The organism is Rhodococcus sp. Ni2, assembly GCF_021352185.1.
GTDB lineage: Bacteria > Actinomycetota > Actinomycetes > Mycobacteriales > Mycobacteriaceae > Rhodococcus_F > Rhodococcus_F qingshengii.
This window is the reverse complement of record NZ_WOXZ01000001.1, coordinates 1,324,916-1,347,018: the sequence shown is the minus strand read 5'-3', so window position 1 is coordinate 1,347,018 and position 22,103 is coordinate 1,324,916. Positions and strand designations below refer to the sequence as shown.

General features: G+C 63.0%; 27 protein-coding genes and 1 tRNA gene. 13 read left to right on the top strand and 15 right to left on the bottom strand.

Annotated elements, in window-relative coordinates:
• Positions 1-64: 64 nt before the first annotated feature.
• Both GN300_RS06440 and GN300_RS06435 read right to left on the bottom strand, forming a co-directional pair.
• Positions 65-138, bottom strand: a tRNA-Met gene (locus GN300_RS06440).
• Between the two features lie 53 nt (positions 139-191).
• Positions 192-902 (bottom strand): FadR/GntR family transcriptional regulator, encoded by a 711-nt coding sequence (locus GN300_RS06435; RefSeq protein ID WP_042446958.1) that lies wholly within the window; start codon positions 900-902, stop codon positions 192-194.
• Positions 903-1,000: 98 nt separating this feature from the next.
• On the opposite strand from GN300_RS06435, the gene GN300_RS06430 reads away from it, so the two are divergent.
• From GN300_RS06430 to GN300_RS06415, 4 genes are read left to right on the top strand one after another with little or no spacing between them, the layout of a single operon-like run.
• On the top strand, positions 1,001-1,750 hold the full coding sequence (locus tag GN300_RS06430; RefSeq protein ID WP_058037936.1) for a (Fe-S)-binding protein: 750 nt from the start codon (positions 1,001-1,003) through the stop codon (positions 1,748-1,750).
• Complete coding sequence (locus GN300_RS06425; protein ID WP_063315731.1) at positions 1,747-3,267, top strand: LutB/LldF family L-lactate oxidation iron-sulfur protein; 1,521 nt, start codon at positions 1,747-1,749, stop codon at positions 3,265-3,267. The genes GN300_RS06430 and GN300_RS06425 overlap by 4 nt, the downstream gene beginning before the upstream one ends.
• Positions 3,264-3,890: an LUD domain-containing protein gene (locus GN300_RS06420; RefSeq protein WP_063315732.1), complete on the top strand. Its 627-nt coding sequence runs from the start codon at positions 3,264-3,266 to the stop codon at positions 3,888-3,890. The genes GN300_RS06425 and GN300_RS06420 overlap by 4 nt, the downstream gene beginning before the upstream one ends.
• Before the next feature lie 58 nt (positions 3,891-3,948).
• On the top strand, positions 3,949-4,764 hold the full coding sequence (locus tag GN300_RS06415) for a mycofactocin-coupled SDR family oxidoreductase (protein WP_007730029.1): 816 nt from the start codon (positions 3,949-3,951) through the stop codon (positions 4,762-4,764).
• Between the two features lie 6 nt (positions 4,765-4,770).
• Here GN300_RS06415 and GN300_RS06410 read toward each other — a convergent pair whose 3' ends face one another.
• Positions 4,771-5,409, bottom strand: a complete 639-nt coding sequence (locus tag GN300_RS06410; RefSeq protein ID WP_003940076.1) for an LON peptidase substrate-binding domain-containing protein — start codon at positions 5,407-5,409, stop codon at positions 4,771-4,773.
• Positions 5,409-5,885 carry a DUF309 domain-containing protein gene (locus GN300_RS06405; protein ID WP_003940372.1) on the bottom strand — a complete coding sequence of 159 codons (477 nt, stop codon included), beginning with the start codon at positions 5,883-5,885 and terminating at the stop codon, positions 5,409-5,411. The genes GN300_RS06410 and GN300_RS06405 overlap by 1 nt, the downstream gene beginning before the upstream one ends.
• Positions 5,886-6,025: 140 nt before the next feature.
• On the opposite strand from GN300_RS06405, the gene GN300_RS06400 reads away from it, so the two are divergent.
• Entirely contained in the window at positions 6,026-6,370 is a 345-nt protein-coding gene (locus GN300_RS06400; protein WP_003939718.1) for a YciI family protein, read from the top strand.
• Positions 6,371-6,376: 6 nt separating this feature from the next.
• Entirely contained in the window at positions 6,377-7,618 is a 1,242-nt protein-coding gene (locus tag GN300_RS06395) for an RNA polymerase sigma factor (RefSeq protein WP_063315733.1), read from the top strand.
• Between the two features lie 7 nt (positions 7,619-7,625).
• Here GN300_RS06395 and GN300_RS06390 read toward each other — a convergent pair whose 3' ends face one another.
• Together GN300_RS06390 and GN300_RS06385 are read right to left on the bottom strand one after the other, a co-directional pair.
• Positions 7,626-8,204: a hypothetical protein gene (locus GN300_RS06390; RefSeq protein WP_063315734.1), complete on the bottom strand. Its 579-nt coding sequence runs from the start codon at positions 8,202-8,204 to the stop codon at positions 7,626-7,628.
• A gap of 35 nt (positions 8,205-8,239) precedes the next feature.
• On the bottom strand, positions 8,240-8,839 hold the full coding sequence (locus tag GN300_RS06385) for a TetR/AcrR family transcriptional regulator (RefSeq protein ID WP_063315735.1): 600 nt from the start codon (positions 8,837-8,839) through the stop codon (positions 8,240-8,242).
• Between the two features lie 140 nt (positions 8,840-8,979).
• Between GN300_RS06385 and GN300_RS06380 the strand changes: the two genes are divergently transcribed.
• The 3 genes from GN300_RS06380 (at position 8,980) to GN300_RS06370 (ending at position 11,705) form a co-directional block, all read left to right on the top strand.
• A complete protein-coding gene (locus tag GN300_RS06380) occupies positions 8,980-10,125 on the top strand; it encodes an acyl-CoA dehydrogenase family protein (RefSeq protein WP_007730036.1) in 1,146 nt (381 codons plus the stop codon).
• Between the two features lie 73 nt (positions 10,126-10,198).
• Complete coding sequence (locus GN300_RS06375; RefSeq protein ID WP_003939707.1) at positions 10,199-10,960, top strand: SDR family NAD(P)-dependent oxidoreductase; 762 nt, start codon at positions 10,199-10,201, stop codon at positions 10,958-10,960.
• A gap of 97 nt (positions 10,961-11,057) precedes the next feature.
• The gene (locus GN300_RS06370; RefSeq protein WP_007730038.1) at positions 11,058-11,705 is read left to right on the top strand and encodes a TetR/AcrR family transcriptional regulator; all 648 of its coding nucleotides are present in this window, start codon (positions 11,058-11,060) and stop codon (positions 11,703-11,705) included.
• A 2-nt stretch (positions 11,706-11,707) separates the two neighbouring features.
• Here GN300_RS06370 and GN300_RS06365 read toward each other — a convergent pair whose 3' ends face one another.
• Positions 11,708-12,169 (bottom strand): SRPBCC family protein, encoded by a 462-nt coding sequence (locus GN300_RS06365; RefSeq protein WP_003940411.1) that lies wholly within the window; start codon positions 12,167-12,169, stop codon positions 11,708-11,710.
• An 89-nt stretch (positions 12,170-12,258) separates the two neighbouring features.
• Between GN300_RS06365 and GN300_RS06360 the strand changes: the two genes are divergently transcribed.
• Positions 12,259-12,885, top strand: coding sequence for a TetR/AcrR family transcriptional regulator (locus GN300_RS06360; RefSeq protein ID WP_030536574.1), 627 nt, complete (start codon positions 12,259-12,261; stop codon positions 12,883-12,885).
• Between the two features lie 50 nt (positions 12,886-12,935).
• On the opposite strand, the gene GN300_RS06355 is transcribed toward GN300_RS06360, so the two are convergent.
• Complete coding sequence (locus GN300_RS06355) at positions 12,936-13,514, bottom strand: TetR/AcrR family transcriptional regulator (RefSeq protein WP_007729643.1); 579 nt, start codon at positions 13,512-13,514, stop codon at positions 12,936-12,938.
• A 34-nt stretch (positions 13,515-13,548) separates the two neighbouring features.
• Here GN300_RS06355 and GN300_RS06350 point away from each other — a divergent pair, with 34 nt between their 5' ends.
• Complete coding sequence (locus GN300_RS06350; protein WP_233405577.1) at positions 13,549-14,526, top strand: DMT family transporter; 978 nt, start codon at positions 13,549-13,551, stop codon at positions 14,524-14,526.
• Here the strand turns inward: GN300_RS06350 and GN300_RS06345 are convergent.
• The 6 genes from GN300_RS06345 to GN300_RS06320 form a co-directional block, all read right to left on the bottom strand.
• Positions 14,513-15,334, bottom strand: coding sequence for a tyrosine-protein phosphatase (locus GN300_RS06345; protein WP_003939715.1), 822 nt, complete (start codon positions 15,332-15,334; stop codon positions 14,513-14,515). The two genes, GN300_RS06350 and GN300_RS06345, sit on opposite strands and share 14 nt — an antisense overlap.
• 38 nt (positions 15,335-15,372) lie before the next feature.
• Positions 15,373-15,786 (bottom strand): phage holin family protein, encoded by a 414-nt coding sequence (locus tag GN300_RS06340; RefSeq protein WP_063315736.1) that lies wholly within the window; start codon positions 15,784-15,786, stop codon positions 15,373-15,375.
• 27 nt (positions 15,787-15,813) lie between these two features.
• Positions 15,814-16,791: a DUF1214 domain-containing protein gene (locus GN300_RS06335; protein WP_063315737.1), complete on the bottom strand. Its 978-nt coding sequence runs from the start codon at positions 16,789-16,791 to the stop codon at positions 15,814-15,816.
• Between the two features lie 66 nt (positions 16,792-16,857).
• Positions 16,858-17,166: an SHOCT domain-containing protein gene (locus tag GN300_RS06330; RefSeq protein ID WP_030537230.1), complete on the bottom strand. Its 309-nt coding sequence runs from the start codon at positions 17,164-17,166 to the stop codon at positions 16,858-16,860.
• A gap of 1 nt (position 17,167) precedes the next feature.
• Positions 17,168-17,605, bottom strand: coding sequence for a DUF6325 family protein (locus tag GN300_RS06325; RefSeq protein WP_063315738.1), 438 nt, complete (start codon positions 17,603-17,605; stop codon positions 17,168-17,170).
• Positions 17,602-17,976, bottom strand: a complete 375-nt coding sequence (locus GN300_RS06320) for a PLDc N-terminal domain-containing protein (protein WP_007729621.1) — start codon at positions 17,974-17,976, stop codon at positions 17,602-17,604. The genes GN300_RS06325 and GN300_RS06320 overlap by 4 nt, the downstream gene beginning before the upstream one ends.
• Before the next feature lie 171 nt (positions 17,977-18,147).
• Between GN300_RS06320 and GN300_RS06315 the strand changes: the two genes are divergently transcribed.
• Entirely contained in the window at positions 18,148-19,683 is a 1,536-nt protein-coding gene (locus GN300_RS06315) for a LuxR family transcriptional regulator (RefSeq protein ID WP_063315739.1), read from the top strand.
• Here the strand turns inward: GN300_RS06315 and GN300_RS06310 are convergent.
• Positions 19,618-20,205 carry a TetR/AcrR family transcriptional regulator gene (locus GN300_RS06310; RefSeq protein WP_063315740.1) on the bottom strand — a complete coding sequence of 196 codons (588 nt, stop codon included), beginning with the start codon at positions 20,203-20,205 and terminating at the stop codon, positions 19,618-19,620. The two genes, GN300_RS06315 and GN300_RS06310, sit on opposite strands and share 66 nt — an antisense overlap.
• 95 nt (positions 20,206-20,300) lie before the next feature.
• Here GN300_RS06310 and GN300_RS06305 point away from each other — a divergent pair, with 95 nt between their 5' ends.
• A complete protein-coding gene (locus tag GN300_RS06305) occupies positions 20,301-22,079 on the top strand; it encodes an ABC transporter ATP-binding protein (protein WP_007729612.1) in 1,779 nt (592 codons plus the stop codon).
• Positions 22,080-22,103: the final 24 nt, after the last annotated feature.

Here is a 22,103-nt window from a genome sequence, read left to right as displayed (position 1 = left end):
GTTAATAAAGGCGCACAGCAAAAGGCCCGTAGGTCGCTTTCGCAACCTACGGGCCTCTTCTTTGTAGCGGGGACAGGATTTGAACCTGCGACCTCTGGGTTATGAGCCCAGCGAGCTACCGAGCTGCTCCACCCCGCGTCGGTGTGAAACCAACAGTACACGACTTCTGGAGGCGCAATTACCACCCCCTGTCACCGGCCGGAGTGGGCGCTTTCCGAGTAGTAACCGCGGATGTGGCCGACTATGCGCTGACGTGCGAGTTCGCCGTCACCCGCGTTGACCGCATCCACCAATCCTCGGTGTTCGTCACGCAGTCGCATGCAGGTGCTCGGCCAGCTGTCGATCTGGACGCCCGCGAGAACGTAGGCCTCGATGGACTCGCGCAGGCCGGTCATCATGGCTGCGATCACCTGATTGCCCGCCGCGTCGGCGAGCGCCACGTGGAACTGTGCGTCGAGTAGCAAGAATTCCTCGGCCGAGAGAGCTGCGTCCTCCATCGAGTCGAGCAGTTCGACGGCCGCGCGGAGGTCGGGTGTCGGGGTCCGCGATGCCAGGGACTGCATCACCTCGGATTCGAGAACGAGTCGTGTCTTCACCACATCCGAGACCGGAAAGCCTTGTGCTGCAACCTGCATCCGCATCAGCATGGTCATACCGCCGGTCGGTTTGGCCACGATCATCGCGCCGGACGTCGGGCCGGAGCCAGTCTGCGCCTTGAGGAGGCCGAGTGCTTCCATGACCCGCAACGCTTCTCGGACCGATGACCGTCCGACGCCCAACTCTGCTGCCAGAATTCTCTCTCCCGGCAGGCGCTGGCCAGGAGACACCTCGCCTGAAACGAGCCGACGTTCGAGGTGGCTCAGTACTTGTTCCCACGCTCGCGGGCTCGGCTCGGTCGGCATGAGGCAAGAGCATAACCGGGTGGACGCCGTTTATGGGATGGCCTGTACGGGGATGTATTACTGTGGTCAGACCACACCGACAGATTGCGGGGAACCACATGCGAGTAGCGCTGTTCGCCACCTGCATCGGGGACACGATGTTTCCCGACGCCGTCAAGGCCACCGCCCTCCTGCTCACCCGTCTCGGGCACGACGTCGTGTTTCCGTCCGGGCAGACTTGCTGCGGGCAGATGCACGTCAATACCGGCTATCAGCCGGGCGCACTACCGCTGGTCGCGAACTACGCCGACACCTTCGGTGATGCGTCGATCGACGCGGTTGTCGCACCATCGGGGTCGTGCGTCGGTTCGGTCCGTCATCAACACGAGATCGTCGCCGAGCGCTACGGCACCGCGTCGCTGTGTGGACAGGTGCAGACCGTGAAGGCAAAGACGTACGAGCTTTCCGAATTCCTCGTGGACGTTCTCGGGGTCACCGATGTGGGCGCGTACTTCCCGCACCGGGTCACCTATCACCCGACCTGTCACTCACTGCGCATGTTGAGGGTGGGGGACAAGCCACTTCAGTTGCTGCGCAACGTCCGCGACATCGATCTGGTCGAACTCCCCGAAGCAGATTCCTGCTGTGGATTCGGCGGCACCTTCGCCATCAAGAATGCGGAGACTTCGACGGCCATGCTGGCGGACAAGATTCGCCACGTTGCGGACACCGGCGCCGAATTCTGCAGCGCCGGAGACTCGTCCTGCCTCATGCACATCGGCGGCGGTATGTCACGACTGCAGATGGGCGCCAAGACCATTCACCTCGCGGAGATTCTGGCGTCGGTGGAAAGCCGGGTGCCCGCATGAGCGCTGTGACGCTGGGTCTGCCCAGCTTCCCGCCGAGGTCGCCCGAGGGTGCAGGGTTCCTGCGAGGTACTGAGAAATTCCCCGTCGCAGCACATCACGAGCTGGCCAACGCGCAACTGCGACGCAATATCGGCAAGGCGACGCACACCATCCGTGCCAAGCGCATCAACGTGACTGGAGAGCTTCCCGATTGGGAAGACCTGCGTGACGCGGGTTCGGCGATCAAGGCCGACGTCATGGCGCGGTTGCCGGAACTGCTCGAACAGTTCGAGGCTGCAGTCATCGCGCGCGGTGGGCATGTGCATTGGGCGGCGGATGCCAACGAGGCCAACGCCATTGTGACCGAACTTGTCAAAGCCACCGGCTCCGACGAGGTCATCAAGGTCAAGTCGATGGCCACGCAGGAGATCGGTCTCAACGAGCATCTCGAAGCCCACGGAATCACCGCCTACGAGACCGATCTCGCGGAATTGATCGTCCAACTCGGCCACGACAAACCGTCGCACATCCTGGTTCCCGCGATCCATCGCAACAGGTCCGAGATTCGGGAGATATTCCTTCGTGAGATGCCAGATGTCGATCCGAACCTCGGGGAGAACCCGGCCGAACTTGCCGCAGCTGCACGAAAGTTCTTACGCCACAAGTTCATGACGACGCCGGTCGCCGTCTCCGGCGCCAATTTCGGCATCGCGGACACGGGCACTCTGACCGTCGTGGAGTCGGAGGGCAACGGGCGAATGTGCCTGACGCTGCCGAAAACACTGATCACCGTGATGGGCATCGAGAAGATTCTGCCGACGTATCAGGATCTGGAGGTCTTCCTGCAACTGCTGCCGCGGTCCTCGACGGGGGAGCGGATGAACCCGTACACCTCCATGTGGACCGGCGTCACGCCCGACGACGGTCCACAGGAGTTCCACCTGGTCCTCCTCGACAACGGTCGGACTGCCGCGCTTGCCGACAAGATCGGGAGGGAAGCCCTGAGCTGCATACGGTGCTCGGCGTGTCTGAACGTGTGCCCGGTCTACGAGCGCACCGGCGGTCACGCCTACGGATCGACCTATCCGGGACCGATCGGCGCGGTGCTGACTCCGCAGCTCGCGGGCATACATGGCAAAGACGATCCCAACTCGACGCTTCCCTTTGCCTCGAGTCTGTGCGGTGCGTGCTTCGACGCCTGCCCGGTCAAGATCGACATACCCTCGCTGCTCGTCGAATTGCGGCACCAGAAGGTCGAGCAATCCGGTGTCACGGCAGAGTCTTTGGCGATGAAAGCCGCCTCTCTGGCGATGTCGACCGAGGGCCGGTGGACGTTGGCTCAGAAAGCTGCCGGGCTCGGACGCGTCGTGGCCGGCAGGAAAGGGAAGATCTCTACGTTGCCACCTCCATTGAACGGTTGGACAGCTGCCAGAGACATTCCCGCACCGCCCAAGCAGACCTTCCGATCCTGGTGGGACTCCGACGAAGGCCGCGCGGCATTGGACGAGGCTCGTCGTGACGGGAAGGCGGACAGATGAATTCACGTGAAGTGGTGCTCGGACGCATTCGTGATGCCATCACCTTGGCGCCCGCCCGCGAAGGCGAGATACCGCGAAACTACCGGACTGGCAGAACCATGTCCGACGGGGAACTCATCGATTTGTTCATCGACCGTCTGGTGGACTACAAGGCGCACGTTCACCATTGCGCTGCAACAGAAGTCGCCGAGGCCGTCGCCGGAATACTGAGAGAGCGCGGACTACACACTCTGGGGATCCCCGCCGGCCTCGACCGATCATGGGTAGCCGGATTCGACGGAACGCTGGTGGTGGACAGCCCGGACGTACCGGCTCCTGAACTCGAGAACCTCGACGCCGTTGTCACCCGCTCGAAGGTATCGTGCGCCGAAACCGGCACCATCTTCCTCGACGCCGGTCCATCACAGGGACGCCGTGCGTTGACACTGGTACCGGACACACACATCTGCGTCGTGTATCGCAGCAGTGTGGAAGTGGGAGTGCCGGAGGCGATTGCGAAGCTGACACCGGAGCGCCCCACCACCATGATCAGCGGCCCGTCGGCGACCTCCGACATCGAACTCGAGCGCGTCGAAGGTGTCCATGGTCCGAGGAATCTTCACGTCGTCATCGTCGACGGTTGATTCCCGTCGAGCGGGAACTCGGAGGCAGCGGGCCACATCAGCGTCTAACGTCCCGGCCATGACACAACTGTTGGCAGGCAAGGTCGTTTTCATCACCGGTGCAGCGCGGGGTCAGGGACGCAATCACGCGATTCGACTCGCGCAGGAAGGTGCAGACGTCATCGCTGTCGACGTGTGCGCGTCGGTGTCCGAAGACGTGGGTTACGCGGCCGCGACTGAAGCCGACCTCGAAGAAACGGCTCGTCTCGTGCGAGCGGAGGGGCGCGAGATCGTCACCGCTGTAGCGGACGTCCGTGACCTCGAGGCACTGCGTGCGGCGGTGGCGTCGGGCGTCGACAAGTTCGGTCGCCTCGACGTCGTGATTGCCAATGCGGGCATCGCTACGTGGAACCGTTTCTGGGAGATGCCTGAAGAGCAGTGGTCGACGCTGGTGGACATCAATCTCAATGGTGTCTGGCGCACGATGACAGCTGCGGTTCCTGCAATGATCGAAGCCGGCAACGGTGGTTCCATCGTGATTGTGAGCAGTGCTGCCGGCGTCGCCGAAGCGCCCGGCTGCGCGCACTACTCGGCGGCCAAGCACGGCCTCGTGGGTTTGGCTCGCACTGCGGCAACGGAATTGGGAAGCTTCGACATTCGAGTCAACACCATCCACCCTGGCGCGGTGGAGACCGAGATGGGCAACGATCCCAACGTCGGTAAGGTACTCACTACTCATCCGGAGTACATGAACTCGTACAAGTGGCCGCTCACGTCCGTCCCGCGCACCACCGTCGAGGACATCTCCAACGCCGTCGTCTACCTCGCGACGGACCTCTCCCGCGCGGTCACCGGGACGAAGATCGTCATCGACATGGGTCAGACGATGGCGTAGTTGCGCTCAGAGGAGATTGAACTGCGCGACCTCGATGGTGTTCTCGACTGCCTCCGAGAGTGTGCGAATACGTTCGTCGGCGCCTGGCGCGGTCAAAATCGCCAGGCGATCGGCGTCACCCATCGGAATGCTCCTGGCAAGGGCATACAGCCGAGAACCCAGCGGATCCAAGGGATCCGGTGGGACGGGCATTCGCGGAGTCTGTTCGCCGGCCCGAAGTGCGAGCTTTCCCAACATTCCGTACATGAACTCGATGCGCTCGAGGAGCGAGTCGTATTCGTAAGCAGTGACTGGTGTTCCGTTGTTCTCGTCAGGCCACAATTCGACCTCGGCAAGTGGGTAGGGATCATCCGGCAGCCATCGATTGACCCGGATGCGGTCTTCGGTCCGGCAATACAACTGATACCGCCCGGCACCCATGGCGACATGAGACTCGATCCGAGCCAGAGTGCCGACGTCGTGACGTGATTCGCCGCCACCTACCTCGTGGCCACGAGCGATGAGCACTACTCCGAACAGTGGGCCGTCGGCAGCTTCGAGAACGTTCTCGACCAGTGCGCGATACCGAGGTTCGAAGATGTTCAGGGGCAACACCTCACCCGGTAGCAAAGCGGAGCCGAGCGGAAACATGGGGAAGATGGGCATCAGGGGATTCTCAACCTCGGAATCGGAGGGGCGGGGAAATCGCCGGGGCGATCGATTTCGGCGAGCAGGTGCTCGGACCACGTCAGTAGACCGGGGATATCGAGGCCGTGCGGACTCTCGACCTCGTAGTGCCTGATGCGGTCGTGACCCTGGCCGAGGAGTGAGACGGCGCCGGTGTTGTTGCCCCGAAGCAGATGGGTGAGCCCGACGGCCAACTGAGCCAGTCCCTGCCACAGGTCACGTTCCTCGGGCGGCGCGCTTTTCCACGTTCCTTCGAGAATCTCGTGTGCGTGGAAAGGCATGCCGTGGTCGAGGAGGCGCTGCGCCTCGGTGATCGACTCGTCTGGTGGCAGGCGTACATCGTCCGGAATGCGCGGGACACCGCCCGCTGCGTCGCGTGGCAGTGGACGTCCGAGTCCGTCACGGGGCCGCGAATTGAGGGGTTTCCCAGCGGCGTCCCGGTCGCGTTCGGTCATACACTCAGCCTAACGGCAGCGCCTCGGCCGAACTCGCCAAAAGTTTTTTCGAGTCGCCTGTCGATTCCGGGGAGAACCGTTCGTCGTCATGTTGTAAGGCAAGAAAGCCGCAAGAAAAACAACAGACCAAGGAGTCAGTCATGAAGTACATGTTGCTCATCTACACCGCACCCGGCGGAGACACCGAACCCCAGTGCACGTTCGAGGACTGGCAGCAATACGACAAGGAAATGAAGGATGCCGGGATCTGGGTGTCCGGCGATGCCCTCGCCGACCTGACGACTACGACGACGGTTCGGGTCTCGCAGTCCGGAGAAAAGACCGTCACCGACGGACCCTTCGCAGAAACCCGTGAAATCCTCGGCGGCTACGACGTCATCGACGTTCCCGATCTGGATGCGGCGCTTTCATGGGCCGCGCGGTGCCCCGGCGCGCGCGACGGCGGCAGCGTCGAGGTGCGTCCACTGGCCGGGTTCGGGGACTGATTCGCCGTGGACGAGCAGGCCGAGAACTCCATCGAGTCAGTGTTCCGGGAGGAACGCGGACGACTCTTGGCCTCGCTCGTCTGCCGCTTCGGTGATCTGGATCTGGCCGAGGAAGTCACCTCCGAAGCCGTCGAGGCCGCGTTGGTGCACTGGCCCGTGGACGGAGTGCCGGCTAAACCGGGCGCCTGGCTGCTGACCACGGCGCGTCGTAAAGCCGTCGACAGGCTTCGTCGTGATCAGGCCTATGCGGCGCGATTGGCGGTGATGCAGGTGGACGCCGATCGTGCCGACCCGGCGCCGCCCACGGTCGACGGAGAACTTCCCGACGAGCGGTTGCAGCTGTTCTTCACCTGCTCGCACCCAGCGCTGGCCGAGGACGACCGAATCGCACTCACCTTGCGTTGCCTCGGCGGGTTGACGACGCCCGAAGTCGCTCGGGCCTTCCTCGTTCCTTCGGCGACGATGGCGCAGCGGATCGTGCGCGCGAAGAAGAAAATCCGTCAGGCTCGGATTCCCTTCCGCACTCCCAGCGCCGAAGAACTCCCGAAACGTTTGCCCGGTGTTCTGCAGGTGATCTACTCGGTGTTCACCGAGGGGTACGCAGCGAGTTCGGGTCCGGATCTGCAACGCGTAGACCTGGCGGTGGAGGCGATCAGGCTGGCGAGGATCTTGCGCGCATTGCTTCCCGATGAGCGCGAGATCGCCGGGTTGCTTGCATTGATGCTTCTCGTCCACGCGCGTCGGGATGCCCGTACCGACGCCGCCGGCGGGATCGTGCTCCTCGAAGACCAGGATCGCGGGTGTTGGGACCAGCCGATGATCGAGGAAGGCAGCGACCTCGTCGTAGTCGCGTTGACCGGGGGAGCGCCGGGGCCGTACGGGGTGCAGGCCGCCATCGCCGCATTGCATGACGAGGCCGCAGATGTGGAGAGCACCGACTGGCCGCAGATCTGCGCGCTCTACGGAGTGCTTCTCACGTTGACGCCTTCGCCCGTCGTCGCAGTCAACAGGGCAGTGGCGCTGGCGATGCGCGACGGCGAGGAAGTCGGGCTGACTGCGCTGGAGGAACTGGCAGCGGAGCCCAAACTTGCCGACTACCATCCGTATCACCTTGCACGAGCCGAACTACTTGCTCGGTTGGGGCGCACCGACGCAGCGGCATCCGCGTACCGACAAGCTCTGAAACTCGTTGGTACGGAACCGGAGCGGGCCTACCTGGAGCGTCGGTTGGGTGAGATCTCGGACTGATCGGCTCCTATCGAGGGACGTCGAGATCGAAGTACAGGGTCTCGGACCAGTAACCGAGGCCGAGCTCGCGTAGCGGTTCCTCGACGCTCTCCTGAGTCGGCGTGAACAGCCGCTCCCAGAAGCGCGGCTTGGCGGGTGCGAGTGTGGCCAGAGCCGCCTCCATCTCGGCGTCGATGTCCGCCAGACCGGTCATCAGGGCCGCGCCCTGTTCGGCGAACGGTTCGTCGTCCATGTCGAAGATCTCGCCGCACTCGAGGACGAAGTAGTGGTCGGGTTCGGTGTGGCTGCGCAGGAAACGCAGCGCATCGCCGGCCATCGTGCCGAGTTCGGGGTGATCGATTCGGCCGAGGAAGTCTTCGAGCCGGGCGATACCAGGACCGCAGTGCGCGGTGACCGCGATCAGGTCTGGGGTGTCGTCCCAGATGACCGACTGGTGGGCGAAGGGATTCACGGACACAAGGATCCTCGGGACCAGCGGTATCGCGTACGACCACTCGGAGATACCGGTGAGACCTCGGGCGCGAGCGGCAGCCGGATTCTCATGCGGAGCAACAGGGGTCGAGTAGAGATAGGTGCGGGTGGCCACTGGCCGAGTCCTTTCTGCGGTCGGTGTCACCTGATTCAGGCGGCGCCCACCATCCTCAATGCCAGGTCTCCGTACAGTTTTCCGATGTCTTCCGGATTCGTGTAATTGCCGGCCGGGAACCAGCGGCACACGTCGACGCACAGGGACATCAAGGCGAGGGTGACGCCTTCGGCATCGGGGATCGTGAAGTCGCCTGACTGCACGCCGGCATCGACAACCTCCCGGACCACCCGCGTCGTGCTGCGGCGAAGCGCGACGACGGTTCGGTAGTGCTCTGGTGTGAGGGCAGTGAGTTCGTACTGGACAACGCGAGCGAGTGAATGGTGCCCCGCCTGCCAACTGGCGAAGGTGCTGATCAGTTCCCGCAAACGAACGGACGGTTCTTCACCCGGTCGGTCGGCGCCCTCGACCACCTTCAACGCTTCGGTGTGGCCTTCGTAGCTGATCGCGAAAAGCAACTCTTCTTTCGAGCGGTAGTGCGGGTACATGGCGGCGGGACTCATATCGAGGCGCGCAGCGATGTCACGGGTGGTGGTGCCGCCGTAGCCGGCAGAGGCAAAAGCGTCCACGGCTGCCGCGCGGATACGGGCCGCAGCTTTGGAGGGGCTGATCACCACGTCAGGTGAATCGCTCACGGTTTCCTCCAGGTGTGACGGATTTCGATGTTGACAATATCCCGCTCTCGATTCACTATAAGCAGGTGCTTAGATTCTAAGCGAATGCTTAGGAACATCGTTACGTGTGGCTTTGCCACGCCGAAAGGAAGCAACTCGTCATGCGTCGCACTCTGTACGGACCCGATCACGAGGCATTTCGCGAATCTGCTCGCGAATTCGTCAACCGGAACATCCTTCCGGTCGCAGAGAAGCTGATCGACCAGCGCTTCATCGATCGTGAAATCTGGCTCGAAGCGGGACGCAACGGCTTCCTCGGACTCGAGGTTCCGGAGGCGTACGGCGGAAGCGAAGCCGGCGACTACCGCTTCAACGCGGTTCTGGCCGAAGAGCTCTCGCGCGCCAGTGCAGCTGTTGCCTCGAGCTTCGGCATTCACGCCGACGTCGTTGCTCCCTACCTCGTTCAGCTCACCACCGAAGAGCAGAAGCAGCGTTGGCTGCCCAAGTTCTGCACCGGTGAGATGCTGACGGCCATCGGCATGACCGAGCCTTCCGGTGGATCCGACCTCGCCTCGCTCAAGACCACTGCGGTCAAGGACGGCGACGACTGGATCATCAACGGCTCCAAGACCTTCATCACCAACGGCTACAACGCCGACCTCGTGATCGTGGCGGCTCGGACCAGTCCCGAGAAGAAGTCCAAGGGCATCACCCTCTTTGCCGTCGAGACCGGCATGGAAGGCTTCGAGCGCGGACGCAAGCTCGACAAGGTCGGCCAGCACGAGTCCGATACCGCCGAACTGTTCTTCGAGAACGTTCGCGTGCCGTCCACCAACATCATCGGTGAGATCGACCGCGGCTTCATCCACATGATGGAAATGCTGCCGCAGGAGCGCGTCGGCGCTGCGGTGTCCAACATCGCGCACGCCGCTCCGATCCTCGAAGAGACGCTGCAATACGCCAAGGACCGCAAGGCTTTCGGTCAGCCGATCGGCTCGCTGCAGTGGAACAAATTCCTTCTCGCGGATCTCGTCACCCGCATCGAGGTCACCCAGGCCTACGTCGACAACTGCGTCGCGGCACACGCTGCCGGCGAGCTGACCGCCATCGACGCCGCCAAGGCTAAGTGGTGGACCGCGCAGGTGCAGAACGAGGTCCTCGATCACTGCGTTCAGTTGCACGGTGGCTACGGCTTCATGACCGAGTACCGCGCCGCTCGCGCGTGGATGGACGCCCGCGTCACCAAGATCTGGGCCGGATCCAACGAGATCATGAAGGAACTCATCGGCCGCGATCTCGGCCTGTAGTTTCGCAACTGCAGTCGATACGTCACTGCAACCGCCACTTCCCGAACCCGACGACACAGGAGCATCACCGCGCATGTCTGTTCTCGACAAGTTCTCTCTGACCGATCGAGTGGTCATCGTGACCGGTGCGTCGTCGGGCCTCGGGGTGGCGTTCGCGAAAGCCGCAGCAGAGGCCGGCGCGGACGTCGTCCTCGCTGCTCGCCGCGTCGACAAGCTCGAAGACACGGCCAAGCTCGTGCGTGACGCAGGCCGCGAAGCATTGTGCGTGGCCACCGACATCGTCGATCCGGCTCAGGCTCAGAACATGGTCGACGCCGCGATGGAGAAGTTCGGCCGCGTGGACGTGCTGGTCAACAATGCCGGCGTCGGAACTGCCGTTCCGGCGACCCGCGAGACCCCGGACCAGTTCCGCGCCGTCATCGACATCAACCTCAATGGGTCCTACTGGGCAGCGCAGGCCTGCGGCCGCGTGATGCTCCCGGGCAGCTCCATCGTCAACATCTCGAGCATTCTCGGATTGACGACCGCCGGACTCCCGCAGGCCGCCTATGCGGCGAGCAAGGCAGGCGTCGTCGGATTGACCCGCGACCTCGCACAGCAGTGGGGAACGCGCAAGGGCATTCGCGTCAACGCGATCGCGCCCGGCTTCTTCAAGTCGGAAATGACAGACCAATACAACGACGGTTACTTGGACGCGATGGCTCCGCGCCTGATCCTCGGCCGCATGGGCGATCCGGAAGAGCTCGCGGCCACCATGGTGTGGCTCGCGTCCGAGGCCGGCGGATACGTCACCGGTCAGACCATCGCCGTCGACGGAGGAATCACCATCACCTGACGCCGATGCCGAGATGTCGCCGGCTTTGCCGTATAAGTAGCTGGTGACCTCTCGCGCCGAACCTCAGGAGAACTGGGAAGACCGTCCGCCACCATCCATGGCTGCGACGGAGCTTCTGCGTGACCTGCCGGTGACTGCCCGCGGCGTCCGGACCAGGGCTTCTCTGGTCGCAGCGGCTCGAACGGTGTTCGAGCGCGCAGGGTATCTCGACGCCCGTCTCACGGACATCACCAAGGAAGCGAACTGCTCCACCGGCACGTTCTACACCTACTTCGACAACAAAGAGCAGATCTTCGCCGCAGTTCTCGACGTCGCGCAGGAAGACATGCTGCACCCAGGCATGGGACGGGTCCGCGACGTCGACAATCCGTATGCGGTCCTCGAATCGAGCAACCGTGCCTACCTGACGGCTTTTCGCCGCAACGCCAAACTGATGGGTCTGCTCGAGCAGGTATCGCACATCGATCCGGCCTTCGCGAAACTGCGTCGGGACAGAGCCGAGACCTTCATTTCTCGTAATGCCCGAGCCATCGAACGCTTGCAAGCAGCTGGCAAGGCAGACGCCTCGTTGGACCCGCTGTTGGCTTCCCGAGCACTGTCGGCGATGGTGAGCCGTCTTGCCTACAGTTCATTCGTCTCCGAGGAACCTGGCGCCGACGGCAACCCCGTCCCGTTCGAGGACGTCGTCAAGACGGCTACTCAGGTGTGGGCCAACGCGCTGGGACTCGAAGGCGACCGCGGGTAGTTTCAGCCTTCGCCGCGGGCCGCGAACTGCTCCTCGAGGCTGTGGCGCAGTGTTTCCTCGCTGTTCTTGACAGCGTTTTCGACGAACGGCCCGATCAATCGGCCGAGTGCCTTGCCGGCAATGCCGCCGGGCAGTTTGTAGGCGAAGTCGACGGAAAGCTCGGTCTTGGAATCGTCGATCGCGGCGAACTCCCACGTGGACGAGTTGGATACACCGCCGAGCGAAGACAGCTTGATGATTCGATTCTTCTCCCACTCGGTGACCTCGAGTTTGGAGCGCAACGTGCTCGGCCCGATCTGCATGGCCGCGTCGAACGTGGCGCCGAGTCCCTGATCGAACTCTCCGAACGGGGTGAACTCGGAAACACCGAACATCCACGTCGGGACATTGCGGTAGTTGTCGATGTAGTCGAAGGCGACATCAACCGGCACGGCAGCAACCGCGGTGTGGCGAACATGGATCATGACTGGTCCCTGTCTTTCGGTGAACACCGACTCTAACCAATGGCTCCGACGTGTTCGGCGGCGGCGCAAGAGCGATCTACGGTATCGGTATGACGAACGAGCTTCCGGTACGCGGGTCCTGGCGCGATTACGAAGACCTGGGACTACCGAAACCGCTCGCTGCGGCGCTGGAGGCGTTCGTCGAGCAGGGCTATCACGGGACTTCGATCCGTGACGTCGCGTCGCGGTCCGGGCTGTCGGTGCCGGGGCTCTACCACCACTACCCGTCCAAGCAAGCTCTGCTGATCGGTCTGGCGACCGTTGTGATGACGGAGTTGTTGGAGCGAAGCCGCGCCGCCGAACTCGATGCCGGGGACGATCCCTCCGATCGCTTCGACGCGGTGATCGAATCTCTGTTGCGGTTCCACATGTTTCGACGCGAGCAGTCGTTCGTCGCCTCCTCGGAGATCCGCAGCATGGAGCCCGACAGCCGGGCTGGTTACATCGCCCAGCGCGACGAACAGCAGAAGCAGGTGGACCGGATCGTCCTCGACGGCGTCGCCTCGGGCGTGTTCGAAGCCGACCATCCCGAGGACGCCAGCAGAGCCGTGGTGACGATGTGCGTCGCCGTCGCGGTCTGGTACCGACCGGACGGTGAGTTGTCTCCGGACGAGTTGGTGGAGAGGTATTTGGAGATAGCGAGGCGCATGGTGGGGGCGAAGCGGGTGGGGGAGTGACTGTGGGGGCGAAGCGGGTGGGGGAGTGACTGTGGGGGCAACTGCGCGAATCAGTCTGAATTTTTGAGCAATTCGAGCGCCGCGTCCCGGCCGGCGCCGAAGGGGTCGGTGCCGATACCGATCCCGTCTGCGACGAGGGCACCTTCGTGAAGCAGCATGATTGCCTCGACGAGACGTTCGTCGGCTAGTCCGTCCGTCGCCAGAATGCGCCGGAAAAGGTCTGACATCTCCCGCTTTTGTTCGGCGATGACAGCGAACACCGGATGTGAGTGATCGCTGAACTCGGCGTGCGCGTTGATCATGCTGCACCCTTTGCCTCCGCTCGCCTTGGACCAGGAGGCGGAAGCGTCGAATACCGCACTCAACTGTTCGGCGCGGCTAGCTCCGGCTGATGCGAGCTTCTCGTCGCGAAAGATTCGCCACCGCCGATCTCGAGCCCTCAGGTATTCAACGACGAGACCGTCTTTCGAGCCGAACCGTTCGTACAAAGTCTTCTTCGTGACCCCGGCGTCCAGTGCGACGGTATCCACGCCTACGGCATGAATCCCCTTTTCGTAGAACAGCTTCGACGCAGACTCCAGAATGCGACGCGCTTTCGGAGTCAATTCGGGTGTGGATTCCTCTGCCATGGACAAAAGTATACCGATCTGTATAGTCGGGCTCATGAGTAAACAGATCGGTATACCTCGGATCGTGACCTCGAGATCTGCCGTGACGGCTACCTTGTCGGTCCTGTTCGTCGCGTGCTGGAGTTCGGGATTCATCGGGGCCAAACTCGGCGCTGGCAGTGCCGAGGTCCCCACGCTGCTGATGTGGCGTTTTCTCCCGCTCGCGGTGGTACTGCCCCCGATTGTCTGGCTCTCCGCCCGGCGCCGGAACACGATGCCCGCACCGCGGGCTCTCGGCAGGCAGGTGGTGATCGGGATGCTCTCCCAGAGTGGCTACCTGTTGTCGGTGTACTGGGCAGTCGATCTCGGCGTGAACACCGGAACCACAGCGCTGATCGACGGTATTCAGCCGCTGGTGGCTGCCGCGCTGCTCGGTCCGGTCCTCGGTGTCGCAGTCCCGCGTATGCAGTGGATCGGGTTGGCGATCGGAATGGGCGGCGTCGCGATGGTCACGGCAGCCGATGCCGGGGCCGGTACATCTGCTCCGTGGTGGGCATACGCGATCCCGTTCCTGGGGATGCTCAGCCTGGTTGCATCCACCTTCGTCCAACAACGCGCTCACACGTCCACGCCACCTCTGCAGGCTCTGGCCATCCACTGCTCTACCAGCGCAATAGTTTTCACAACTCTGGCGATCGTCTCGGATGCTGCCGTACCGCCGAGTGTCAGCACATTCTGGATCGCGTTGCTCTGGTTGATCGTGTTGTCCACCTTCGGTGGTTACGGGCTGTACTGGCTGTTGCTCCTCCGCATCGGCATTACGTCCGTCAACACCCTGATGTTCTTGATCGCCCCCGTCACCGCGGTCTGGGGCGCACTGATGTTCGGAGAATCCTTCACTCCGTTCACCGCGCTCGGCTTGGCGGTGGGCATCGTCGCCGTCGTCGTGGTCACCCGGGTGGGCAATCGCCCGAAGAAGCAGGACGAGGGCACGGATTCCTGCCCGCCGAGAGCTTCGATCACGTCGCGCTGATGAAGGCCGATCGGGATGTGAACCGCTCGCGGAGCGCGGTGAGTTGCTCTGCGGTGAGCTTCAGTCCGTTGATTGCGTAGTCCTCGACGGTGCCGAAGTGCGTGCGCATTTCGTCGAGAGCTGCGTCGAAATAGCTGTCACGGACTCCGAGGAGGGGTCGTAGCACTTCTGCGTCAACGCCTTTGCTCGCGGCGAAGTCGAGGATCGGTTCTGTCATGGGGGCCAGATCGGTGTTCGTCTCCAGGTAGTCGGCGCGTACATCGGCTTCGTCGGCCCCGAGGAGGAGTAGGAAAGAGGTCGCGGCCCACCCGGTTCGATCCTTGCCGGTGGTGCAGTGGAAAAGTGCTGCCCCGGTGCGTTTTTCGTCGATGAGGTCGAGGTAGAACGTGCGATAGGCGTCGAGAGCGGACGGCAGGCTGACGAAGTTGCGGTTGGCTTCCTCCATCTGTGCGATCCCACGTCCGTCGCTGATGGTCTCGGCGTATGCGACCGGGTCCGTCATGAGTAGTCCAGTGGCCGCGGCGTTTTGGGCATTGTCGGCAAGTACGTCGAGCCAGACTGTGCGCGTCGAGTCAGGGAGATTGTCGAGTGCGCCGTCGCGCTCGGCGGCGGTCCTCAGGTCGTAGACCGTCCGCACGTCCAAGTCGGCGACCGCGGCAAGGTCGTCGCCGTCGAGTTTCGCGAGAGTCGCCGAACGGTAGAGCGCGCCCGCGCGCACGGTGCCGTCCGCAACAGGAATGCCACCGAGGTCCCGGAAGTTCGGAGCGGTCTTCAGGAGAACGCGGCGATCGAGCGGGTGAGTTGGCATGGCTGACTCCTTGTGGGTTCCGTTTCCGAACTGATCATTCATGCCTTCTGCACACTGCGCACGAGCTTTTCGGCATTGCGTCTCTTTATCCACTTGTCGATGACGAGAGCCATGAAGATCCACTCTCCCAATGCCGTGATCACCCACACGATGATCGGGGCGAGGATCCAGGACCCGACGCCGCTGATCTCGATACCGTCGGGGACCAGGGTCGCAACCCAGAGCGCGAGCAGTGTGGCGACCAAGCCGACACCACCCGCGAGCGGAGCTGCGTAGTGCAGTGCCACGCTGAGCACGAATGGGCCGAGAATCATGTGTGCGAGGGTGAATACACCGATAGCGGCCAAGAAGCCGTTCACGCTCAGGCTGACCCCGGGAAGAGCAAAATGCACGACGATCAGCGCTATCGCGCCGAGAACACATTGCGAAATGAGCTGAAATAACAGACGCATGGCTTGTACCTCCGTGATCAGGTCGAGTCACCCGAGAGTGGTGTGTGCGTGGGGAACGCTTTGCTGCAGGGCTTCGGGACGAGGCGCCGTCCAGGTGCCGTCGAGCACGGAGGGACGGGGGCGGTACAGGCGCAGTACGTAGTTCCACCCGGGCATGATGGGCAGTGCGTTCGCGACGCCGTCGAGATGGACCCCGAAGCGGATGGTGGTGCTGCCGTCGGAGTCTGGGGTGGCCGTGAGGCTGTTGATGCTGTTGACGCCCAGGGCGTTCTCTTCGAAGTATCCGGCCGCGTTGTACAGCGAGACCGACCAGAACGCATCCACGGGAACATCGTTCAGGCGGAGACGGTATTCCCCGACCGGGAGACGTTCGTCGAAGTTGACGTAGGTGGCCTCGTACTCGGGAAGGCCACCCCAGCCGGATGCGGTACCGAGCAGGTGCCTGATCGGATCGACTTCCGCAGCGGTACCGAATGAATGGTCGTACGTGGTGATGCCACGCGCGAGTGCGAGGAGTGCGTCGCGGGTCTCGGTCTGCGATTGCTCGTCGTAGTCGGGCAACGGGAACTCTCCCGTTCCGCCGCCGTCGATGTTGAGGGCGTCTTGCAACCGGTTCACCTCGGCGACGTCTTCGGGGCTGTTCGGATCGACGAGGATGCGCACGATCAGTGCGGCGTAGTCGGTCCCGACCAATTCACGCGTGAGCAGGTGCTCTCCCGGGTCGCGCAGGATGACGGGACCGTAATGATCTTGACTGACCACCCACACGGAGATGTAGCGCTTGCCGGTATCGGGCACCGTGATCGTGACGTTCTCGCGCACGTCGATGATCGCGCTGCTGTACAGAGTGTCGCGGTTCTGGCGGATGATCGGCTGGTTGTCGAGTGACCCGAGATCACGAGTGTGGTTCCACGTGCCCAGGCCGACGCCCGCGGCCAGGCGAGCGAACATGAGATCGGATTCTGCCCGATTGAAGTTCAGGACGTTGACGACGATCGTGGACATAGCGGGTTCCATTCGGTGTCGGGTATGGAAGCGAGAGCGGGAATCCCTCGCCTCTGTCGGGGTGAATCAGCCGAGCAGTCGCGCTTTGGCGGCTTGGAACTCGGCCTCACTCAGCAGGCCTTGTGATTTGAGGTCGCCGAGTTTCTGCAACTCGGTGACGAGATCGACCGGGGCCGCGGGTGCGGGTGTGGGCATCGGGAGTGCGGCATGCTGCTGGGCGAATTCGTACTGCGCCTGCTCGTAGTCGGCCTGAGCTCTCCTTTGCCGGCGGGTGGCCATACCGTCGCTGACGGCGGTCGCGGTACCGGTGACGACCGCGGTGCGGGCGGCGAGGCCCAGTAGTCCGGGGCGGCCTCGTCTCGGGATGTACGGCATGTCAGACCTCCAATTCCGGGATGATCGTGTCCATGAGGGCATTGACGACGGGTGCGGGTATCCGCTCGTAACCCAGTAGCACCGCGCCTGACGCAGCGGTGCGGGCGGCGAGTTCGCGCTGATAGACCAGCTCGAGCGCGACCAGCAGCGCTGCAGCGCCGGTGGGAATGGCTGCCGCGAGTTCGGTGATGTCCTCATGCCCGAGCAGACCGGACGCGCCGAGCATCTCGACGTTGATCTCGAAGCCGTTCGGCAACTCCTCGACTTCGATGAGGGTGAGTTCATCGTCCTCGGACTTGGAGATGACGATCAGATCGAGCAGCCGCACCAGGCCGGTATCCGTAAGGTCGGTCAGTGCGGAGAGCGCGGCCGGGTCGAGGCTCTGCCCAGGCAGGCCGAGAAGGTAGAAGTCGACGGGGCCGAAACGCGCGGCACTCACGAGAGGACCTTCAGCTTGAGTGCGGCGAACTCGTCCTCGCTGATCGCTCCGGCTTCGAGCAGTGCTGCGGCTGCGGCGATCTCCTCGCTGGGGCTCTTCCCCGCGACCTCGCGGATATACGATTCGGCGGCCTTCTCGGCGTCGCGTGCGGCCTTGTTGCTGCGTTCCGTCATCCCTTCGCCGCGGGCGACGAGATAGACGAGGGCGGTCAGGATCGGTAGGAAGAGCAGGAAGAACACCCAAACGGCCTTCAACCAGCCGTTCAGCTTGTGGTCGCGGAACAGGTCGGCGATGATCGCGAACAGCGCGAAGAGATATCCGATGAAGACGGTCGCCCACAGCATCCAGCCGAGGCTTTCCCAGAAGCTCATGTGTCTTATCCGTTTCGTGTCAGGCCTGCGCACACGGTATTCCGCTGACTCACGCATTTCGGTTGATTCCGGCAATTCTCACCGGTATCGGCGGGCTTCGATCGCGGCCTAATCCGAAGCGGATGAGACCGGATTTCCACGGACATCGAACGTCTCGAGTATCTTCGACACATGATCGAAGCCGTGCGTGACGCACTCGCCTCTGGTGAGGCGGAGCAGGCTCGACGAGTCCTGCGGAAAAACTGGCTTCGTTTGATTCTCGAATCTCACACCAGGGAACTCGAGCAGCTCTGCCTTGCTCATCCCGATCCCCACGATCCGCACATCCTGCTGATACGAGCGTGCTGCCGGGATCTCAGCGGTGATCCGTACGGCGCTGAGTTTCTCCGCGGGCAGGGTCTGCGGGTGGCGTCCGACGATTTTGTCGTCTGCTTCACCGACCTGCTGCTCGCTCCGGACACCTCGACCAAGGCCGTCATCGCCGATCGCGCGCGTCACGCGCTCGCCCAGTGCGAGCCCGAGGACGATTACCCGTCCGCGCTTTTCCTCCTCGGATGGACCGAGGTCAGGCTTCGTCGTGACCTTCCTCGTGCCATCGCGCTACTTCGCTCGGCCGGCGACGAGGCGCAGTTGCAGTCGCGTACGGAGACGTTGCGTCTCGCACAGTCCAACTTGGCCTTTGCGCTGACCCACGCGGGAGCATTCACGGAAGCCGAACAGATCCTCGACGGCCTTCCTGCGCGAGAGGTGGCGTCCGATTGGGAACGCTTCGAAGGTGGTCTCCCACAGTCGAATCGGGGGTGCATCGCTTACTGGCGTGGCGACTTCGAGGAGGCGATCGCTCAGTTCGATTCGATCATCGAGGAGGGCAGCCCCGGAACCAATTTCGAGGCGCTCGCCCGTCTGTACCTGGTGATGAGCCTGATCGCTCTGAACCGGGAAGACCGGTACCACAACGCCGCTCGTCTGCTGCGAGGCGTGAGCACTGCGGACAAGCACGGCATTCCTTGGGATACGCTGCGGCGCGTCACCACGGCCTGGCTCGCCCACGCTCAAGGACAGGACGAGCAAGCTCGACGCATCGCAATGCCCACGCTGACCAGAACAGGTGCTGCGGTCGCTCACGCGCTTCTCGCGGAGCTCTACCGAGTCATGGGGGATCCGGAACCGTCGGCTCAAGCGCTTCGCTTGGCAACCTCGGCCGCGCTGCCGCGATATGCGCTGGTGAGCACCCTTGTCACGTCTGCCGCCCTGAACTCCGTCGCCGGGCGTGGACCGCAGGCGCACGAGCAGTTGGATCGTGCGCTGGCGGAAGCAATCCCCGAGCGGATTCTCGCCCCATTTCTGAGCGGCGATCCGGTAATCGTCGATCTGTTGAACGCGCACGCAACACAGGGGTCGAGACACCAGGAGCTCCTGCGCACGATTCTGGAAAAACGGGGCCAGCTCTCTGCCAAACTCGCCGGAGTCCTGACGGAACGTGAGAAAGAGATCCTCACTTTTCTGCGAACCACGATGACTGCAGACGAGATCGCTGCGCACCTCGGCATCGCCTATCCCACTGTGAAGACTCACATTCGCTCGATCTACCGCAAACTAGGCGTGACCAAACGGCGTGCCGCTGTTCAAGCAGCCGACAACCTAGACCGCGGGATCGGGGGCGATTCCGCGGCGGAGGCTGCGAACCGTCAGGTCCAAGGCTTGTAGGCGCGTCCCGGAACCACGGTTCACGTAGTCCATCGACGTGTAGAGCAGTGACCACAGCAGGTTCTGCACCCAGTCCGAACCCATGTCGGGGTCGATGGAACCGTCGGAGTGTCCGCGCTCGATGGCATCGGTGACTGAGTCGTCGTTCGACGCGGACTTGGCAAACGAATCTTCTTGATACACACCGGGAGTGAACAACAGGACCGTCAAGAGGTCGGCCAGTTCGAAGTATTCATGGCACAGGCGAACCAGCGCTTCGGCTCCCGTACCCTCGCCGAGTCGAGCTGCTGCTGCTGCCTCTCCGACGGCGCGGGTGGCCTCGGCCGCGACTGCGTCGACCAGGTCTGACCGTTCGGGAAAGTAGCGGTGCAAAGTGGTCCGGCCGACCTTTGCGGCCGAAGCGATCTCGCTGAGGGTCGCAGCAGGCTTGGATGCGAACACCGAAACGGCAGCATCGAGGATGGCCTTCCGTGTGCGCTCGCGGGTCGCGCTTTGTTCTGGTGCGCTGTGGATCGTTGTCACGAATCCGAAGCGTAGCCGTGTCCGGTTTCGGTATCCAGTGTTTCCGAATCGGAATTTCTCTTGCCCTTTATGGAACATTCGTGTTCCATAAATTCATGCTTGAATCCGACGCTTCTCAGCCCGCACCGAAATGGAGCAATCTCCGCGTCCTCTCGGAGTTCGCTCGACCGCATCTGCCGTCGCTCCTTCTCGGATTGGTACTGGCGCTGTGCGGCTCCGCGGCGACGCTGGCAACGCCCATGGTCACCAAGTGGGTTCTCGACACCCTCGATACCGGTGCGTCGCTGAAAGGACCTATCCTCACGCTCGTCGTCCTTCTGATCGTCGGTGCAGTGCTCGGTTGTGCTCAGTGGATCGTTCTCGGAACCGCCGCCGAGAAGGTTGTCTTCGACGCCAGGTCGTCGCTGGTGAAGCGATTCCTCGCTGCGACGGTGCCGTCGCTGCAATCGCGATCCGTTGGTGAATTGGTCACCCGGGTCACGTCTGACACCTTGCTGCTGCGGGAGGCTGCGTCGTCGGCCGCGGTGAATATTCTGAACGCAGCCGCGTTGACCATCGGAACGATTGTTCTGATGGGCGTACTGGATCTGCCGTTGTTGGGGGTCACCATGGTGGCAATCGTGTTCGCCTCCATACTCTTTGCGGTTCTGATGCCTCGGATTTCCGCAGCGGAAGCGCGAACCCAGGAATCGCTCGGTCAGCTCGGCGGCGTTCTCGAGGGTGGCTTGCGTGCGATCCGGACGGTCAAAGTTTCCCTCGCCGAGGATCGCGTCGGGGCTCTGGTGACGAACAATGCGTCCGATGCGAAAAAGCATGCGATCACGGCGGTGCGAGTGTCGGCAACCGCGTGGACTGTCGCGTGGACCGCCATTCAAGGATCGATCATTGCCATCCTGGGCTTCGGTGCCTGGCGAGTCGCCGACGGCGAAATGGCAGTCTCGACGCTCATCGCGTTTCTGCTCTACGCCTTCACCCTGATGGGGCCGGTGTCGGAGCTTGCGCAGAACGTGACCTCCGTTCAGTCGGGAATCGCGGCAGCTATCCGGATTCGCGAGATGCAGTCGTTGCCCACCGAGCAGTACGACGAGGTCGTGGACGTGGTCGCGAAAACCAACGCTGCCGCGCCGCTGATCGAGTTGCGCGACGTCACCGTGAGCTACCACGGATCGAACCAGCCGGCGTTGCGCGATGTCTCGCTGGTCATTCCGACGCGTGGGCACATGGCCATCGTCGGCCCGTCGGGTGCAGGAAAGACGACCTTGCTCTCGACCGTGCTGCGATTTGTCGAACCGCGATCGGGTGAGGTTCTCCTGCATGGAGTCGGTTACGACGCGCTCGATCACCGCGCTGTGCGCGAGAGTCTCGCATACGTGGAGCAGGAGACACCGGTGGTGCCCGGAACGATTCGGGAGAACGTCGTCTTCAGCCATCCCGATGCGACGGACGAAGAAGTCCAGGCCGTTCTGCGCTTGCTCCGGCTCGACGACGCGATCGAGGCCCTGCCGAATGGACTCGACACCGCTCTGACGGCCACCTCGCTGTCGGGCGGCCAACGTCAGCGGATCGCGATGGCGCGCGCAGTTCTGCGGCCGAGTGCTTTGCTTCTGCTCGACGAAGCCACTGCCCAGGTCGACACGCTCACCGAAGCCGCGATTGTCGACGCGATCAACGAACGTGCGCGCACCGGGGCCGTGGTGACTATCGCTCACCGGCTCTCGACGGTGCGTGACGCCGACTGGATCGTGGTCATGGAAGACGGTCGGATCCGCAACATCGGCAACCATGACGAGCTCATGGACAAGGACGATCTGTACCGCGACATGGTGGTTGCCGGCCGGCTCGATCAGGGCGAGGCAATGCTCGAGGATTGTTGACCCGACGCGTCGGCGTGTGCGAGA